At 47.7% G+C, this 18,006-nt stretch carries 12 protein-coding genes; all 12 read left to right on the top strand.

All coding sequences use genetic code 11. From position 1 onward, the window contains the following. Positions 1-37 precede the first annotated feature (37 nt). On the top strand, positions 38-460 hold the full coding sequence (gene fabZ, locus NST84_RS28290) for a 3-hydroxyacyl-ACP dehydratase FabZ (protein WP_068728016.1): 423 nt from the start codon (positions 38-40) through the stop codon (positions 458-460). 47 nt (positions 461-507) lie between these two features. Then, positions 508-2,226: a phospho-sugar mutase gene (locus tag NST84_RS28285; protein WP_342563335.1), complete on the top strand. Its 1,719-nt coding sequence runs from the start codon at positions 508-510 to the stop codon at positions 2,224-2,226. Positions 2,227-2,328: 102 nt separating this feature from the next. Continuing rightward, entirely contained in the window at positions 2,329-4,368 is a 2,040-nt protein-coding gene (locus NST84_RS28280) for a DUF5693 family protein (RefSeq protein WP_342563334.1), read from the top strand. Next, positions 4,341-5,489, top strand: a complete 1,149-nt coding sequence (gene csaB / locus NST84_RS28275) for a polysaccharide pyruvyl transferase CsaB (protein ID WP_342563333.1) — start codon at positions 4,341-4,343, stop codon at positions 5,487-5,489. Before NST84_RS28280 ends, csaB begins: the two co-directional genes overlap by 28 nt. A 6-nt stretch (positions 5,490-5,495) precedes the next feature. Continuing rightward, complete coding sequence (locus tag NST84_RS28270) at positions 5,496-6,251, top strand: WecB/TagA/CpsF family glycosyltransferase (RefSeq protein ID WP_342563332.1); 756 nt, start codon at positions 5,496-5,498, stop codon at positions 6,249-6,251. Positions 6,252-6,367: 116 nt separating this feature from the next. Beyond that, a complete protein-coding gene (locus tag NST84_RS28265) occupies positions 6,368-7,495 on the top strand; it encodes an MraY family glycosyltransferase (protein WP_342563331.1) in 1,128 nt (375 codons plus the stop codon). A gap of 161 nt (positions 7,496-7,656) precedes the next feature. After that, a complete protein-coding gene (locus NST84_RS28260; RefSeq protein WP_342563330.1) occupies positions 7,657-11,532 on the top strand; it encodes an S-layer homology domain-containing protein in 3,876 nt (1,291 codons plus the stop codon). A gap of 250 nt (positions 11,533-11,782) precedes the next feature. Beyond that, positions 11,783-12,124, top strand: a complete 342-nt coding sequence (locus NST84_RS28255) for a hypothetical protein (RefSeq protein WP_342563329.1) — start codon at positions 11,783-11,785, stop codon at positions 12,122-12,124. 510 nt (positions 12,125-12,634) lie between these two features. Further along, positions 12,635-15,460, top strand: a complete 2,826-nt coding sequence (locus NST84_RS28250; RefSeq protein ID WP_342563328.1) for an Ig-like domain-containing protein — start codon at positions 12,635-12,637, stop codon at positions 15,458-15,460. A gap of 79 nt (positions 15,461-15,539) precedes the next feature. Beyond that, positions 15,540-16,124, top strand: coding sequence for a hypothetical protein (locus NST84_RS28245; RefSeq protein ID WP_342563327.1), 585 nt, complete (start codon positions 15,540-15,542; stop codon positions 16,122-16,124). A gap of 162 nt (positions 16,125-16,286) precedes the next feature. After that, complete coding sequence (locus tag NST84_RS28240; RefSeq protein WP_342563326.1) at positions 16,287-16,556, top strand: alpha/beta-type small acid-soluble spore protein; 270 nt, start codon at positions 16,287-16,289, stop codon at positions 16,554-16,556. A 213-nt stretch (positions 16,557-16,769) separates the two neighbouring features. Further along, positions 16,770-17,972, top strand: coding sequence for a methionine adenosyltransferase (gene metK / locus NST84_RS28235; protein WP_342563325.1), 1,203 nt, complete (start codon positions 16,770-16,772; stop codon positions 17,970-17,972). The last annotated feature ends 34 nt before the right edge of the window (positions 17,973-18,006 follow it).

Genomic DNA, 18,006 nt, shown 5'->3' with positions numbered 1-18,006 from the left:
AAACGACGCGGTTAAATCCGAAAGGAGCTTTGCCTAAATGCTGAATATCAATGAAATCCAGGAAATAATCCCCCACCGGCCCCCATTTCTGCTGGTGGACAAAATTATCGAAATTGAAATGGGCAAACGGGCGGTAGGCATCAAAAATGTGACGGTGAATGAGCCGTTTTTCGCCGGCCATTTCCCGGGCTATCCGGTTATGCCGGGTGTGCTGATTACAGAGGCACTGGCTCAGGTAGGTGCAGTAGCAATCCTCGGGGTTGAAGCCAACCGCGGCAAGATCGGCTTTCTGGCAGGGCTGGACGGTTTCCGTTTCCGCGGCCAGGTTGTGCCGGGCGATACCCTTACGCTTGAGGTAGAAATCACCAGACTCAAAGGAAGTATCGGAAAAGGCCAGGCTACCGCTAAAGTTGACGGTAAGGTCGTGGCTTCCGGAGAAATTATGTTTGCGCTCAGCTAATTCCAGTTATACTACCCTAAATTATAGATGGAGAAGGAGAGATTCATATGACTCAGTTAAGCCCGAAAGCCGCAGAGACACTCCAACGCTGGCTGCAGGACCCTTCTGTTGATGAAAACACCAGACAAGAGCTGAACCTTTTGGCGGACGACCCGCAGGAGCTGGAAGAACGCTTTTACAGAGATCTTGAATTCGGTACAGGCGGTCTGCGCGGGGTAATCGGCGCCGGCAGCAACCGGATGAATCGTTATACTGTGGGCAGAGCCACCCAAGGCTTCGCTAACTATATTCTTGAGCAGCATACAGGTGAAGGCAGACCCTCGGTCGTGATCGCTCATGATTCACGCCGGTTCTCGCCGGAATTCACGCTGGAAGCAGCGCTAGTTCTGGCCGGTAACGGGATAGAAACGCATTTATTTCCATCCCTGCGCTCCACTCCGCAGCTGAGCTTCGCCGTACGCCACTTGAAGGCTTCAGGAGGCGTAGTTATTACGGCAAGCCATAACCCTCCGGAGTATAACGGTTATAAGGTATACAATGCCGGCGGCGGACAGCTTGTACCGGATGAAGCGGAGAAGGTGATTTCATACATATTGGAGGTGGATTCCTTCAATGGTGTTAAACGTCTTTCCCGGGAAGAAGCGGAAGGCCAAGGCCTGTTGCACTGGCTTGGAGAACAAGAGGATGAAGCCTTTACGGATACAGTAGCTGCTGTCAGTGTTGCCCGCGAAGAGATTACATCTGCGCTCGGGAAGGATTTCCGGATCGTTTATACTCCCCTGCACGGGACAGGCAACCTGCCGGTCCGCAGTGTTTTGAACAAAATCGGCTTCACCGAGGTACACGTCGTTCCTGAACAGGAACAGCCGGATTCTGAATTCTCGACTGTGAAATCGCCGAATCCCGAAGAGCGCGAGGCCTTTACGCTGGCCATCAAGCTGGGTGAGGAGCTTAATGCCGATCTGCTGATCGGAACAGACCCGGATGCAGACCGTATGGGCGCTGTTGTCCGTGATAATGAAGGTAAGTTCGTAGTGTTGTCCGGTAACCAGTCGGGCGCGCTGATGATCCATTATTACCTGAGCCGTCTGCAGGAGCAGGGGAAGCTGCCTAGCAATGGTGCGGTTGTCAAAACCATCGTTACCAGTGAGATGGGCGCCGCTGTAGCTTCGCATTATGGTGCAACTGTGTTCAATACACTGACAGGCTTTAAATACATCGGAGAAAAAATGACCCAGTTCGAGCAGTCCGGTGAATATACCTATCTGTTCGGATATGAGGAAAGCTACGGGTATCTGGCCGGCAACTATGCCCGAGATAAGGATGCCGTGCTTGCCTCGATGCTGATTGCTGAAGCTGGAGCTTATTATAAGGCACAGGGCAAGACGTTGTATGATGTGCTTCAGGAGCTATATGAACAGTTTGGCTACTTCCTGGAAAGCCTGGAATCACGTACTCTTAAAGGCAAGGACGGTGTAGCCCAGATCCAGGGGATCATGAGTGACTGGCGCAGCAATCCGCCGCAGGAAATTGCCGGCGCCTCTGTCACGGAGGTACTCGATTATTCACTTGGTCTTAACGGGCTGCCAAAGGAAAATGTACTCAAGTATCTGTTGTCTGACGGATCCTGGTTCTGCCTGCGCCCATCCGGTACAGAGCCGAAGATTAAAGTATACTTTGCGGTTCGCGGAGAATCGCTTCAGAATGCCAAAGACAAGGTGGCTGCCCTTACAGAGCAGGTTATGACCCGCGTCGACGGGAAATAATAATCCTGGATATAAAGCTTTCTCACAGAAACGGATACTGCTCCTGACCGGACGCACATCCGTTTCTGCTTGAGTAAGGAAGTGAAAGAGGAGGTACTTTTGGTGCATCAGAAATGGCAACAATGGAATATTACTTCACGCAAATGGTTATGGATACTCGTGGTGATCGGTGTTCTGGCCGCTCTCCCGGTTGTCTATGACCGCCTGCAGACAGAGCAATCTTCCAAGACAGTTGAGTTTGTATTCGATTACCGTGATCTGGTGGAGGTAGCAAGTTACCGGGTAAATCCCAAGGATTATATCTCCCAGCAGCTTGACCGCCTGAAGGAAGCCGGCGTTCAGAGTATGGCTATTTATGAGAGTACGCTGGAGGATTACCGCAAAGCCCGCCGTTTGATGATCTGGGGGGCAACGGACATTGCCAATCTGACCGATACGGTCATCCCCGAGAATGAGAACTATACATACGTCCTCTTTACGAGCACGGAGAATAGTTCGGTGCTCACACCGTTAATTCAGCAAGCTTTTAATGCTCTTAACATTGAGACTGAAAATTGGAGCTTCCGCGGGCAGCAGGGGCTGATTATTAAGACCCCGCTGGAAGATGCTACCCTGAAGCCGCTCCAGCCTGACCCGTTCAATCTGGAGATGCTGCATGCAAAGGGTTTTAGCATTGTGCCCCGCCTGGTGGATTCTCTTGCTTATAATGAGGAGGCTGTTACGAGGCTGCTTGACCGCTACCAGGAGCTTGGTGTTAAACGTATCCTGTTTGAAGGCGAATCAGTCAAAGGCTTTACAGATGATGCTGATACAGGCAGTCTGACCGCATTTGCTGATCTCCTTAAAGAACGCGGGATAGGGCTGGCTGCTATTGAAAATATCAAAGCCCAGCAAAAGGGCTTCGGTAAGCTGGCGTATCTGCTTGATTACAATGTCGCACGCCTGTATTCGCTTAGTGAAGGCGATTCCGGGCTGGCTCCGGAAGTCATCGCGGACCGGTTTGCCCTGGCAACCAAGGACCGCAACATCCGGATGCTGTATCTTAATACGATCCCTTCGCGGGATACCACTACAGCGCAGATTAAAGATACCTTGGACAATCTGGTGACCAGTCTAAGCGGACCGGACGGAGCCGTACAGAAGATCAAAGATAACGGATTCACACTGGGACAGGCTGAAGCGTTTGATGTCGTTGATTCTTCCTACCAGCGTTACTTTAAGCTGGGGGCAGTGATCGGTGCGGTATCGATGGTAGCCTTGCTGGTTTCGTACTTCATTCCCATGCTTACCCTTGTTGCCTGGATTCTGGGCCTCGCAGGCAGTGCCGGTCTGATGCTGGTGAAGCCGGAGCTGTTTGAACAGGCGCTTGCGCTTGCGGTTGCCATAAGCGCACCGACGGTTGCGACTGTGCTGGCTGTCCGCAAAATCAATGAGCAGGGGCCGCCGCTGCGGCATAATAAGCTGACTTATGCAGTCATGAGCCCGGGACGCCGTCTGGCGCATAGCCTTGTGCTCTATATCAAAACCGCACTTATCTCGCTGAGTGCCGTGCCGTTTGTTATTGCCTTGCTGAATAACGTTACTTATGCCCTGGTTCTTAATCAGTTCCGCGGCGTCAGCCTGCTGCATCTGGCCCCGATTGCCTTGACTGCCTTATATGTGCTCTTATACCGTGGAGAGTTTGCCTTTAATAAGACGGGCAAGCTTCTGCGCACTCCAATTACACTAGCCATGGTAATCGCCGCCTGCATTCTTGGTGTGGTTGGGATGTACTACTTGAGCCGTACGGGCAACAGCGGAAGTGTGACTCCGCTTGAACGTTCGTTCCGTATCTTCCTGGAGAATACAGTCGGTGTACGGCCGCGTAATAAGGAATTCCTGCTTGCCCATCCGCTGTTTATTTTAGGAGCCTTTATGGCCTATAAATACCGCAATGCCGCATTCATCATGATTATTGCGGTCATCGGCCAGCTGTCGATGGTGGATACCTTTGCCCATATTCATACTCCGGCGCTGATTTCATTGATCCGCGGACTCCTTGGATTGGGACTCGGGCTGATTATTGGCCTGATTGCTGTGGGCGTCTGGCAGATTGCGGAAGGGTGTTGGAAACGATGGTCACCACTGCTCAAAAAATTGTAATTTCCGGCTATTACGGTTTCCGCAACAGCGGAGATGAGGCTGTTCTGCAATCCATCCTGAATGCATTGCAGAGGCAGTCACAAGCCGCCGGCATAGCCATTGAACCGGTTGTTTTATCGATAGATCCGGAATGGACAACCGCCACCTACGGCGTCAAGTCCGTTCACCGGATGAAGCTGGGCGAGGTCCGGCAAGCCATCTCGGAAAGTGCCGGACTGATCAGCGGAGGCGGAAGCCTGCTGCAGGACGTAACCGGCACAAAGACCATACCGTACTACCTGGGAATCTTGAAGCTTGCCCAATGGATGGGCAAGCCGACCTTTATTTATGCGCAGGGGATCGGGCCTGTTAACCGTAAGCTGTTTCACCCGCTGATTAAGTCGGTTTTCCGCAAATCTGCCTATATATCCGTGCGGGACGAGCAGTCCCGCCAGCTGCTGCAGAGCATGGGACTGAATCTGAACAATATTCAGGTTGTACCTGACCCTGTAATGGGTTTGGAGCTTCCGCAAAGCGCCGGTTCTCCGGCCGCCACAGGTGTATCTGCTGCAGAGACAGCTTCTAAGCAGAAGACTGTAGGTATCTCCGTGCGATACTGGGAAGAGTCCCGGCATGAGCTGAATGCCATTGTGGAGGGGCTGCTGAAGGCCAGTGCCGAAATGCCGCTGCAATTGCGGTTCCTGCCATTCCACCATCCATTGGATAATGAAGCATCACGTTATGTAATGCAGAAGCTGGAGAATAAGGTTTCTGCATTAGGGAGAAGCGTTAGTATATGCGAGGATGCGCTGCATCCGCAGCAGATGCTGCGTGAGGTTGCAGCTTGTGATGCGCTGATTGGCATGCGTCTGCACAGCCTGATCTATGCCGCTGGCAGACGGGTGCCGCTGATGGGTATCTCCTATGATCCGAAGATTGACCATTTCCTGGAGCGTGTCCGTTCCAGACCTGTCGGGTCAACAGCTACACTGGAAGCAGACAAGGTTGCCGCAGAACTTCTGCTGCTTCTTAAGCAGGGGGAAGCCTGGAGGCAGGAGCGGGAGTCGCTGATCTCAGCTCTGGTCGAGGAAGCTGAAGCACCAGCCCGCCGGATTGTTGAATATTTGAGCCGTAAAGGATGATTGAACGTGAAAGCAGATAGTATTTTGCCTACAGTACCGATTTTTGGTATACGTATTTCCAAAGTCGATATGCAGACTACGGTCTCCTATTTGACAGATGCCGTACGTAACCGGGAGCCTCATCAGGTGATTACGGCTAATCCCATTATGGTTATGGCTGCACTGGAGAACCCTTCCTATATGGATATTATGAAGTCAGCTGAGCTGGTTGTCCCGGACGGGACAGGCGTAGTGTGGGCTGCTGAGTACTGCAAGGAGCCTGTAGCTGAGCGTGTAGCAGGGTTTGACCTTTTACATGAATTGCTTCGTCAGGGAGAAAGCTATAGCTGGAAAGTGTATCTTCTGGGTTCGACACCTGAGGTGATTCGCGAGACCGTCTCCAGGTTACAATCTCAGTATCCGCGTATTGTAATTGCCGGCTACCGTGACGGCTTCTTTGGACCCGATGCGGATGAGGCCGTTATTGCGGACATTGTAAAGGTCCAGCCTGACCTGCTGTTTGTCGCCAGAGGGGCGGACAGTCAGGAGCCATGGATTGCCAAATACAAATCCCGGCTGAATATTCCCGTTATGATGGGGGTAGGCGGGAGCTTTGATGTGATCTCCGGCAAGAGCAAACGGGCACCCGTTGCCTTCCAGAAATTGCGTGCGGAGTGGCTATACCGGCTTTTGAAAGAACCAACACGTTACAAAAGAATGCTTGCACTGCCGAAATTTGCAGTAAAAGTGGTGCGTGAGAAAGATAAAGTGACAAAATCCTAAAGAAACGAGCGAATTTACCGGAAAAATCCGAACAACAGCCTAAAAACGGAATTGGAATTTGCTTTTAGTTCAGCGTATAATTCAATGCGGTAGAGAAATGGGGGTCGACTTTTCAAATGTTAATCATATACATCGCTGGATTTATTGTGTGCATGGGACTTGCACTTCTCCTGACACCGCTAGTGAAGAGATTCGCTATCAAGATCGGTGCCACCGACGTGCCTAATGCCCGTAAGGTGCATACGAGAATTATGCCCCGCCTTGGCGGACTTGGTATTTTTCTGGCGTTTGTGTTAGGCCTGCTTGCCGTATTGCCGATTATTCCATACGATTTCACTTCGCGGGAAACACATTTCATCAAAGCGCTGCTCTGCGGCGGCGGACTGATTGTTCTGATCGGCGGACTGGATGACCGGTTCGAGCTTTCAGCCAAAGTGAAGCTGCTGGGCCAGATTGCTGCAGCATGCATCGTTGTTTTCGGTTTTAATATTACTGTTGATTTCGTAAATATTCCATTTAATAATACGTATTCCTCGCTGGAGAGCTGGATCGCCATTCCGCTGACGATTTTCTGGATTGTCGGTGTCACCAATGCCGTTAACCTTATTGACGGCCTGGACGGGCTTGCTGCCGGTGTATCAGGTATAGCAATTGCTACAATTGCAGTTATGGCTTTCCTGATGGGGAATACAATGGTTGCGCTTCTGTGTCTGCTGCTGCTTGGCAGTATTTTAGGGTTTTTGTTCTTTAACTTTCATCCCGCCAAAATATTTATGGGGGATACAGGTTCGCTGTTCCTTGGTTTCTGTCTGGCGCTGCTGGCGCTGCTCGGGTTTAAACAGATCGCTGTCGTATCCTTTATTACACCGCTCTTGATCATCGGAGTACCTTTATCAGATACATTCTTTGCAATCGTACGCCGTAAGCTGCAGAAGAAGCCGATCTTTGCGCCGGATAAGGGGCATCTGCATCACTGTCTGCGTGAGCTTGGGTTCAGTCACCGTCAGACGGTACTGATCATTTACGGGATTGCCGCATTCTTTGGAGTGCTGGCCGTCATTCAGACTTCCGCTTCGCTCTATGAAGCCAACTGGGTTACTTTCGTAGTGATCTGTGTCATGCTGTTCTTCCTGCAGATCGGTGCAGAAATCACCGGCGTCATCAGTAAAACGAAACGTCCGCTGATTGATTTATTTTTAAGAATGCGTCTCAAGCTTGCGCCTGAACGCGGCTCAAAGTCCTAGTTTACCGCTCTAATCCAGGGTTATATTGTAAAATTACCAAAACTCATCCTTTTTAAGGGTGAGTTTTTTGCTGTTCTCCCTAACAAGATAGCTGGAAACGACCGATAAAGAGAAAAGTGAAGGTCACAAAGAGAACTTTAACTCAAAGGAGAGATATACACATGCAACGCTTTAAGAGACCATTTGTCTGGGTGCTGCTTGCGGCTCTGATCGTTTCTATGTTCCCTGGCAAATATATGCCTCAGGCGGCGGCAGCCGATGCTATCACCACGTACTTTACTCCCGATGATCAGACATTGCGGTCCACAGTGGTACTGGATCCAAGTGCTGTTACCGGATCAGCAAATGCCATTACCCGTGACAAAGTTTATCTGACGAGCAACTCCACACTTAATATAACCGGTGTTTACTCACAGGTAACTTCTACAACAATGAAGGTTGTTGTAGAGCAGCTGTCGCAGGACAGCTTAGGCAGATGGGTAACAGATTCCACGCGGCTGACCACAGGGACTGTGACTACTGATACCAACAGCCCGGGCAACCGTTTTACAACGAGCGGAGTAACCTTGTATTCCGGCTTTAATAAAGTCACCTTCTCGGGTCTGCAGGGGAATCTGACGCGTTCGGAGTCTTTTTATGTGCTGTATGACAGGGTGCCTTATATAACATCACTTCAGGTACTGGGCGGCCCGGCTGCGCTCAACTTAAATGAAGGAACACAAGTTGTTGTTCCTGTATCCTCGATAACTTTGCAGGGTAAGGTAGCCAATGCTACTAAAGTAACTGTATCACTCAATGGAGGGACAGCGCTTCAGACCTCCCTGCTGGAGGACGGAACCTTCTTTACGCCGGCCTTGACTCTGCAGCCCGGGTTAAGCTCACTGCAGATTATTGTCCAGAATGCTTCTGACAAAATAACCATAGACCGCAACGTGTACTTTTTTGATACAGACCAGCCGTATGCTTCCCTTGATCTGGTTCATGCTGGCGGCAAGTATTCCCTGATTAACAATACACCGACTCTTTCGGTAGAGAATAAATTTACTGCAGGCCTGTCCGGGGAAATCCTGCTTCCATACAATGCTGCTGCTTTCGGCGGCAATACAGGAACAGGACAATTTATTATCAATGCCGGAACAACAGGTGAGGTTGCAATCAGAACCATTACCACCACTCAGGAGCAGACTATCCCGGGACCGGACGGCATTACGCCGGCATACAAGCTGGTAAAGTTCACAACCTCTGAGGATGTTCCAATTGCTACCGGCAGCAACGACTTTACTTTAACTGTAAGATTCGGCAATTATACTGCGTCGCTTGTTAAGACTTACTATTATGTTCCTGGTGAAACGGTAATTAATAATATCTATTACCTTCCGGACTACACAACAGGCAAAAAAATCAGTGAAGTATCCAAGCTTCCGCTGAACGGACAGCAGATGGAAAAAGACAACTTTTACATCATGCTTGAAACCAATGTTGAGCCTAGAGGGACTTTGAGTGCAATGTACCTGCCTCTGAGCACTAAAGGTCTGGAGCTTACCAATGTAAGTGTTGACGGACTTACCAGTACACAGCAGGTCTATAAAGTTACCGGCTTCTCTAACGGACAACAGAAGGTACAGTTTAAATATGGCACTTCCAAATCGGTATATAACGTTGATATCTCCTATGTATCCAAAAACTATATTTATGTAAGCAACCTGCAGGACGGCCAGACGATTGAGTACAACTCTAACTCAAGCACAACTATTACTGTTGAGGGTGAGTATATCGGTTTTGAAAATATCTCAGGAGCGCAATTCCAGATTAATGGAAAGGATAGCGCCTCATGGGATCCTGCATCAGCTCCGCAGTTCAAAGTGAGCATGGAGGCACCCAAATTCAAAGTTACTTTGAAGATTGATCAGGCTGGCCCGCTGGTATACGGGGAAAATACACTGAGATTCACGGGGATTTCGATGGATGGATCAGGTAACCAGCGCGTTATCACCAAAGAGCTGCGCATCTATATTATTGATACTAATGTATCGAATCTGACGCAGTTCCATCCGGTACTGGTGACAAACCGTCAGCCATTCGAAACCGACTCCCGTTCCAATGATGCTAAACGGAATGCAATATTGGCTCTGCCGGCGGAGATTACCTACACTGACGGCAAGTATGTAACAACCAGAGACAATTACGATCTGGTTCTGCAAGGTGGAGGAGCTACAACCCTTAATCTCTACATGGGCTCTGACCTGGTTTTCACCACTGTTGGCAACACCAGTATGCTTAAAGAAAACAGCAAGGATGATTTTACATCACCAGGAACGTACGGCTCACTGATCTACGATTATGTTGGAACAACTAAGGACTTCCTTTTGCGTATCCGTGATCTGAAGTTCGATGCTCCAGGCAGTCATGTTTACACTTTGGAACTGATCAATAAAACCGGAGCGAGAACGACACAAAGAATTGAAATAGTCCGTGAAGTGCTGCCTTACCGTATTTTGGCTCCTGTAGCTACAGTCGGAGACCAGATTGTTGTAAACAAAAACTTCGTGCGTTTTGACATTGAAGCTGAAGGTGCAACAAAGGTAATGATCGATAAGTATGAAGCAGTGCCGCGTACTGATTTGGCTAACCGCTTCACCTATGACTATGTCGGACTGAAGCCGGACAAGTCTACAACGATCAAGATTCAGATCGTACGCGAGGATTCAACCCTTAATGATACAATTACTGTCTACTATGCCAGCGCGGTGCAGATTGATACGGAGTACATGGCTGAGAAGGTTGCCACCAAGTATAGTGTATTCAACAAGCAGCTGGAGCTGAACTTCCCTAAAGGAACCTTGATGAAGGGCTATACCAGTTCAGGGGCAGCTAAGTATTATCCTGACACCAAGCTGCTGTTCGGAATTGCCGACCCTACTGACGGAGTTGTAGAGCGTGCTAACGACTACGGTAATATCATTAACGTTAGCCCGGTCGATGAAAGATTTGTAGGTGTCCAGAAGCAGCTTGTCATTCTGCAGGAGCTGGTTCTCCGCTTCACCTCAACAGCGACCAACAGCAACTTTTCCAGAGTATCGGATATTTACTGGTTGAGCGGCGGTTTAGGTGAGGTTGGCGCTAAGGGCAGCAGTAGTTATGTGCCTGCAACAAACGGGGTTGCTCCATACTCCATCGAAGGCAATTTCACACAGATTAGCCAGTCTCGCAAAATCGTTCCTTCCCAGCGCGGTGAATTGACCCTTACTTTCAGTCCTAACGTGGTTGACGAAGTGGGTTCGACCGTAACTGTATTCCGTTACACGGATGCTGGTAAATGGGAGAATATCGGCGGGGAAGTAGATACCAAAAATCATACAGTAACCGTTCCTTTTGATGAGTTCGGCTACTATACTGTAATGAAACTGCGCCGCGGATTTACCGATATTACGAACCATCCGTGGGCAAGAAATATACTGAATGGCCTGTATTCCAAAGGTATTATGACGAACCTGCGGTCCGATGCTTTCGGTGCAGATGATACAACAACCCGCGGAGAGTTCGCTACCCTGCTGGTTACCGGGCTCAGCATTCCGCTCGAGTACGATACGAATAAGCAGACCTTCTTTGATATTGTACCGGAGGCTGTATCGACAACATGGAACTTCAAGAGCATTGAGACAGCGGCAAGGGCGGGGATTGTAACGGGACTGAGTGACGGATTCTTTGGTCCGGACCAGCCACTGACAAGAGAGCAGGCGGCAGTTATGATTGCCCGGGCTCTTAAGCTCAAAATGTCCACCAATGATGCCAAGCTGCTCTCCAGCCTCAGTAAATCATTTGTCGATTCAGGCAGCATGGATTTCTATTCCCGTCCGGCGATTGAAGCAGTATCGAAGGCCAAGATCATGGAAGGTAGCGCAGTTACGGTTACCGGCCAGACCAAGCCCGTATACAACTTTAATCCAAAAGGTAAGCTCACCAGAGCGGAAGCCGGCAAAATTGCTGTAGCGCTTCTCCAGAAGAGCACCAGCATATTCCCTAAGACTTTTAATTAATTACAGTACGCCGGGCTGCGACAACTGTTCGCGGCCCGGTTCTTTTATTAAGTCAGGATTAAGTGTACTGCTCAAATTCTACATTATAATGAGAGTTATTTTGTGCTGATGAGGATATACTTTAGATTATGAATCTGTAACAGACTGTTTGAAGGAAATTACATATCGCCGACATTAACTTTGTAATCTGTACTGTTTTACGTTACAATAACTTAGAAAATAATTTTTTTCTGAAAGGTGAAAGCCATCGATGAAACCGATTTTATCTAAAGCCCAACTGGATTACACGAAAGCAAAGAACCTGTTTGAGAATAGAGCTAAAGTTTTGGAGAAGGAAATTGCCGCAAAGCGCGCATTGCAGGAGATTACACAGGAAGTAATGGAAGAGCTTGTACAGGCTACCGGATTCCATGATGCATACAATGATCTTGTCATCGCGGAGAATGCTTTGATTGAATGGTCCCATACAACCATCAAGCATGAGAAGGCCTACCGCGAGAACCGCGGGGCAATCGATGCGATGTATGAAAATGTAAATTTCAGCCCTGAGAAGCGTCAGGAACTGATTCAGCTGTCCATGAAGATCCGTTAGGATATGTTTATAGAAGGAAAGCGCCGGCAACGGCGCTTTTTTTGTTGCTCTAAAGCTTCAGCAGGTGGGTTTAGAACAGGAGAATTATGTTTATTTACTTAACAAATATTGCTTAATGACGCTGCCGAATTCGCTATGCTATACTAATTCCCGTAGCCGCCCATGATTAACAATAGTTAGTAGAAGATACAAATGTATCTTTTAGTGGATCAAAGGACATAAGCAATTATTTTTTAAAAAACTTTTGAACCAAGCGCAACTTTTTAAAAACTTCTGCGTTTAAGATGTAGAGTCAATTACACCGGGCATTTGCCTAGTATCAGTTGGTTCGGGCAATGCCAGATGGAAAAATTAGCTTTACGTGACTTGAGGCACATTGTATAATACTTAGGTAGAATTAGGAATCTAGTATTAGTATGCCTTAAACCTGTTTACAAGTTTCTGTGATACCCGTCACAGACATTATTTATACTTAATATGCTCAACTCGGGAAAGGGGGTGCATCGGCTAATGAGTGACATGAGCTACCCAACTAAAGAAAAATCTCAGTTCATGAATGTCCAAGGAGGAGAAAAAAAGGTTATGAAGAAAATTTTATCCGTAGCATTATCTACAGCAATGGCATTCTCGATGTTTGCCTCTGTAGCATTTGGTGAAACTGCAACAACTCCACAAGCTAAATTCGACGCTTTGGCAGCTAAAGGTATCCTGAACGGCTACCCAGACGGTCAAGCTCACCTTGAAAAAGATCTTACTCGCGCTGAGTTCGCTAAGATCGTTACTAAGCTGTTCGGTCTTACAGAAGTAACTGGTAAACTGTCCTACAACGACAAAGGTTACACAGCTACTAACTGGGCAGTTCCTTACATCGAAGCTGTTACTGCAGCTAACCTGATGCAAGGTAAAGATACTGTTAAAGGTATCTTCGATTACAACGGTAAAGTAACAGTTGAAGAAGTAGCGGCTGTATTGTTCCGCGCTCTGAAACTGGAAACTCCAGCTACAACTGATAACTCCGCATCCGCATGGGCTAAGGGCTATGCTCAAGCAGTTATCAACGCTGGTCTGGTTGCTCAAGGTACCAACTTCAAAGCTAACGCTACTCGCTCTTTGGTAGTAGAAGCAGCTTATGCAGTTGACAACCTGACTGCAGTTCCAACTGTAGCATCCGCTGAAGCGCTGAGCCCAACTAGCGTATTCGTTACTTTCTCTGACAAAACTACTACAACTGTAACTTTGACAACTGCTCTGGTAGCAAATGTTGAAACTACAATTAACTTCACTAACAATGGTCACAACTACACAGCAAAAGTAACTTTGGCTGCTCCTAAGGTTGTTTCCGTTACTGCGCCTAACTCCAAGCAGATTGTTGTTAAATTCAACCGTTCTATCGATGCTGATTCTCTTATTCAAACAGTAAGTGGAACAACTAGCCTTATCGATGGCGTTGTTTCCCTTAGCAAACTTGGTGATGCACCAGCAGTAAATGCTGATATTGCTAACGCAGTACTGGCAGCTGATGGTACTGAGGCTTGGATTACCCTTGCTGGCACTGAATATCTGAAGGGTCAATATGCGTTTACTTTGACTGATAAAGTGAACACTTCTGCAGGCGAAGACGTAGCTGCCTACACTACTCTGCTGACTGTTGCTGACACCACTGCTCCTACAATTGCTTCTGTTTCTTCTGTTGCTAAAGCTACAACTACAAAAGTAACAGTTAAATTCAGCGAGCCAGTAGTATCCGAGCCTAATGGTGGCGGAATTATCGCTTATGTAAATGGCGCTACTGCAGCTGTTGTTAAGGGTTCTACTCTTGATGAAATCGTTCTGACTACATCCACTCTGGAAACTGGCAAAACTTATGACGTTTCCCTGTTGAATGTTAAAGACTTTGCTGGTAACTATATTACACCGAACCCAACTAAAACAACTGTTACTGTTGTGTCCGATGTTGCTGCACCAACGATCTCTAGCTTCACTGTAACGGGTGAAAGAACTGCTAAGCTTGTCTTCAACAAAGACGTTGATATCAACTCTTTGTATGGCAGCATTACACTGTTGGATTCCAACGGAGTAAAAGTAGATACTTTCGATGTTACTGCTGGTAGTGACAAGAAGACTTTCACACTGAAAGCACCTTCCTTCACATTCCCTACAAGCGGCTCGTTCAGCGGAACAGTAGTATTTGGTTCCAGCATCAGAGACGTACTGGGTAACCTGGTAGCTTCTTCTTCCAGCCAAGCTGTATCGTTCGCTAAGGATACTACTGCTCCTACAGTTGTTAGCGCAACTTACGGTAGCACTGGTCTTACAGTTAAATTCTCTGAAACAGTTAACCCTGTAGTTGGAGCCCAATACACATTGATTAGCGATGCTACTGGTAACCCTACAACTAAAACTGTTAGCACAGCAACATACTCCACATCTAACGACAGCAAAGACATCCTGTTCAAAGATGTAACTGGATTGTCTGCTGGTAACTACACTCTTCGTTTGACAGCTGGCCTTGTTAAGGATACATCTGCTCAAGCTAACGGAAACGCTGCTTCTGTACACACTGTAGCGATTACTGCTACAACTTCTACAGATACTTCCCGTCCGGTTGTTGTTACAACTCCGTACGCAGCTAATACTGGTAATGCTGATCAGAACATCATCTTCGGTGTGAAAGATGTTAATGGTCTTAACATCACTACAGTTCGTGACGTTAACAACTACACATTGGCTGGTAAAGCCTTACCTGCAGGAAGCTACATCACAACTGACTACAGCAGCTCGAAACCAGTTGATTCGGAAGTTACTGTAACTCTCTACATTCCTAGAACTGGAATTGATGCTACTAAGAGCTTTGATTTCGTAATCAACGGTATCCAGGATACTGCTGGTAACACAATTACTCCAGTAGTTCAATCAGTTGCACTTGCTGATGGTATTGCACCTAAGCTGGCTTCTGCATCCGTATCTACTGATGATTCCAAACGCCTGATCGTTAACTTCTCTGAAGATGTTGTTCTGGCTGCTGGCGACCTTGAATTCAAGGTTAACGGTGTAACCATTAAGAACGTAACTGCAGATGGTGGATCCGGAAGCAAATACTTCTTCAAACTTAATGCTACTGAGGGAACTTACAACAATTCCAGAGTACTTTATGTTGAAAATGGTACTGAAGGCATCCAAGCAAGCGAGATTATTGCTTACACATCTGACGCAGCAGGTGCAGTTAACCTGAGCGCAACTTATGTAAACAACATTACTGTTACAGTTGTAAACACTGCAACTAAGGATACTTCCGGTAATGTTATCGTTAAAGACACTACTGTTAACGGTAAATAATTAGCTTCTCGGTTATACCGAAGCACAGAATAGCCTCTTCGGAGGCTATTCTTTTTTTTTACACATAAGGAGGACGCTAATGAAAACGGTATGGAAAATCACCTTGGCAACAGGCGTTTTAGCAGGCAGCTTATGGGCGGGCTCTTTACTAAATGTAACTGCTGATGGTGCAAGTGTCGGTTCCCAGCCTGGAACGGCAGATGACCCTGTAGTTACTAAAAGCTATGTAGACCAGCAAATTCAAAAGGCGCTGCAAGGCGGCGGTGGTTCGGTTGCAACGCAAGCACCTGCAGCAACGCAAGCACCTGCAGCAACGCAAGCGCCAGTTGCAACTGCAACACCTGCAGCTACTACTGCACCAGTTGCGACAACTGCTCCAGTCCAAAGCGGGGATGCTTCGGAAATCGTTGACGTTAAACCGGGCCAGACTTTAATTGCCGGGGCCGGTGCTGAATTTATTGTACGAGCCGGTAAAGCGGTTATTTTTTCACAGGATAGTAACGGTGTTGCTGATCTGACTGCTGGTGTTGATCTTCTTAATGGAGCAGCCGCACCATCTAATCATTTATTATCTTTCCCCCGTGATGGACGGGGAATATCGGTCCAAGCCGGACAAACCTTGGGACTCGTTGTAATGGTACGCGGATCGTACACGCTGAAATAACTTTTTGTGTTCTTTCTATATAATAAGATTCCCCTGTAAAGCGGATTTCATACGCTAGGAACTCTTTCCCTCGCCTGACAAACATTAACCCGGTTTAAAGGTATGGTTCAGGTACACAATACTTCCTGTAATTCTAAACAATCATTCAGGAGGTGCTGTATCATGGCACGTACTAATCGGACAGTAGTACCGGAAAGCCGCGCAATGCTTAAACAAATGCAATATGAAATTGCAGCTGAATTCGGGTTATATGGTGCATCTTATGGCGGAGGAGCAGATACTGAATTTGCATCTGAGCTGGGAGCTATGGGAGGTTCGGGCGGAGTTGGGCGGAGTCCATATCTGGGTCATTTGACCTCCAGAGATAACGGATCTGTAGGCGGAGAAATTACAAAGAGGCTTGTAAAGCAGGCTGAGCAGTCTCTTTTATAATTAGAGCGGTACTTGCCTTTAATTGACACCATCCGGCAAATAAGATAATATGACTTTTGAGGAAAGCCTTAGACCTTTTCCATATGGAAAAGGTTCGTTTTTTGAATGGGCAGCCGTTCGTTTACGCTATTATTTATACTTTATATTTGACCTGTTATGTTTTAAGGAGCCCCCTTATACAGTGTCAGACTAATAATATGGGAGGTTGAGTACATGTCTATCAAAGGACGTCATTTGTTTACTTCCGAGTCCGTAACGGAAGGGCATCCGGATAAAATCTGCGATCAGATTTCCGACGCAGTTCTGGATGCTTTTTTAGCAAATGATCCGAATGCCCGTGTAGCCTGTGAAGTGGCTGTGGCCACCGGTCTTGTGCTTGTCATCGGCGAGATCAGCACCAAATCGGAATATGTTGATATTCCATCGATTGTACGCAATACCATTAAAGAAATTGGGTATACACGTGCTAAATTCGGTTTTGACTACAATACCTGCGCTGTATTGAGCTCGCTCAATGAGCAGTCTGCCGATATCGCTCAAGGCGTAAATGCTGCCCTGGAACACCGTGATCCTGCACAGGTCGCTGAGGAAACTGCAAATATTGGTGCCGGCGACCAGGGCTTGATGTTCGGTTTTGCAACCAATGAAACACCTGAGCTTATGCCGCTGCCGATCGCTCTGTCACACCGGATTGCCCGTCGTTTGTCCGAAGTCCGCAAAAACGGCACTTTGGAATATTTGCGTCCGGACGGCAAAACACAGGTTACCATTGAGTATCAGGATGATAAGCCTGTACGTGTAGATGCCATCGTAGTATCGACTCAGCATGCTGAGGAAATTACGCTGGAGCAGATTCAGGCAGATATTAAAGAGCATGTTATCTTGCCGGTAGTTCCTGCAGAACTGCTGGATGAGAATACAAAGTACTTCATTAATCCTACAGGACGTTTCGTTATCGGCGGTCCTCAGGGCGATGCCGGTCTAACCGGACGTAAGATTATTGTAGATACATATGGCGGTTATGCCCGTCATGGCGGAGGCGCATTCTCCGGTAAAGATCCAACCAAAGTTGACCGCTCGGCTGCTTATGCTGCCCGATATGTAGCCAAGAACCTGGTTGCTGCCGGACTTGCAGACAAGTGCGAAATTCAACTGGCCTATGCCATTGGTGTGGCTAATCCTGTCTCGATTAATGTGGATACATACGGAACAGGTAAAATCAGTGAAGAAAAGCTGGCTGAACTGATCAGCAGCAGCTTTGATCTTCGCCCTGCCGGTATTATTTCGATGCTGGATCTGCGCAAGCCTATTTACAGACAGACTGCAGCCTACGGACATTTCGGCCGTACTGATGTGGATCTTCCTTGGGAACGCGTAGATAAAGCGGATATGCTGAGAGCCAAGGCTGGAATCTAACCTTTTTAAATATAATTCGGACAAGCCTGCGGAC

It is taken from the genome of Paenibacillus sp. FSL R7-0345, from assembly GCF_038595055.1.
Classification (GTDB): domain Bacteria; phylum Bacillota; class Bacilli; order Paenibacillales; family Paenibacillaceae; genus Paenibacillus_AQ.
The sequence above is the reverse complement of the archived record's forward strand: the minus strand, read 5'-3'. Positions and strand labels throughout refer to the sequence as shown.

What these genes read in the sequence shown, in the direction of transcription:
- csaB (WP_342563333.1), top strand. Translation starts at nt 4,341, where the DNA reads ATGGTCACCACTGCTCAAAAAATTGTAATTTCCGGCTATTACGGTTTC.
- NST84_RS28265 (WP_342563331.1), top strand. Translation starts at nt 6,368, where the DNA reads ATGTTAATCATATACATCGCTGGATTTATTGTGTGCATGGGACTTGCA.
- NST84_RS28285 (WP_342563335.1), top strand. Translation starts at nt 508, where the DNA reads ATGACTCAGTTAAGCCCGAAAGCCGCAGAGACACTCCAACGCTGGCTG.
- NST84_RS28260 (WP_342563330.1), top strand. Translation starts at nt 7,657, where the DNA reads ATGCAACGCTTTAAGAGACCATTTGTCTGGGTGCTGCTTGCGGCTCTG.
- NST84_RS28250 (WP_342563328.1), top strand. Translation starts at nt 12,635, where the DNA reads ATGAGTGACATGAGCTACCCAACTAAAGAAAAATCTCAGTTCATGAAT.
- metK (WP_342563325.1), top strand. Translation starts at nt 16,770, where the DNA reads ATGTCTATCAAAGGACGTCATTTGTTTACTTCCGAGTCCGTAACGGAA.
- fabZ (WP_068728016.1), top strand. Translation starts at nt 38, where the DNA reads ATGCTGAATATCAATGAAATCCAGGAAATAATCCCCCACCGGCCCCCA.
- NST84_RS28240 (WP_342563326.1), top strand. Translation starts at nt 16,287, where the DNA reads ATGGCACGTACTAATCGGACAGTAGTACCGGAAAGCCGCGCAATGCTT.
- NST84_RS28245 (WP_342563327.1), top strand. Translation starts at nt 15,540, where the DNA reads ATGAAAACGGTATGGAAAATCACCTTGGCAACAGGCGTTTTAGCAGGC.
- NST84_RS28255 (WP_342563329.1), top strand. Translation starts at nt 11,783, where the DNA reads ATGAAACCGATTTTATCTAAAGCCCAACTGGATTACACGAAAGCAAAG.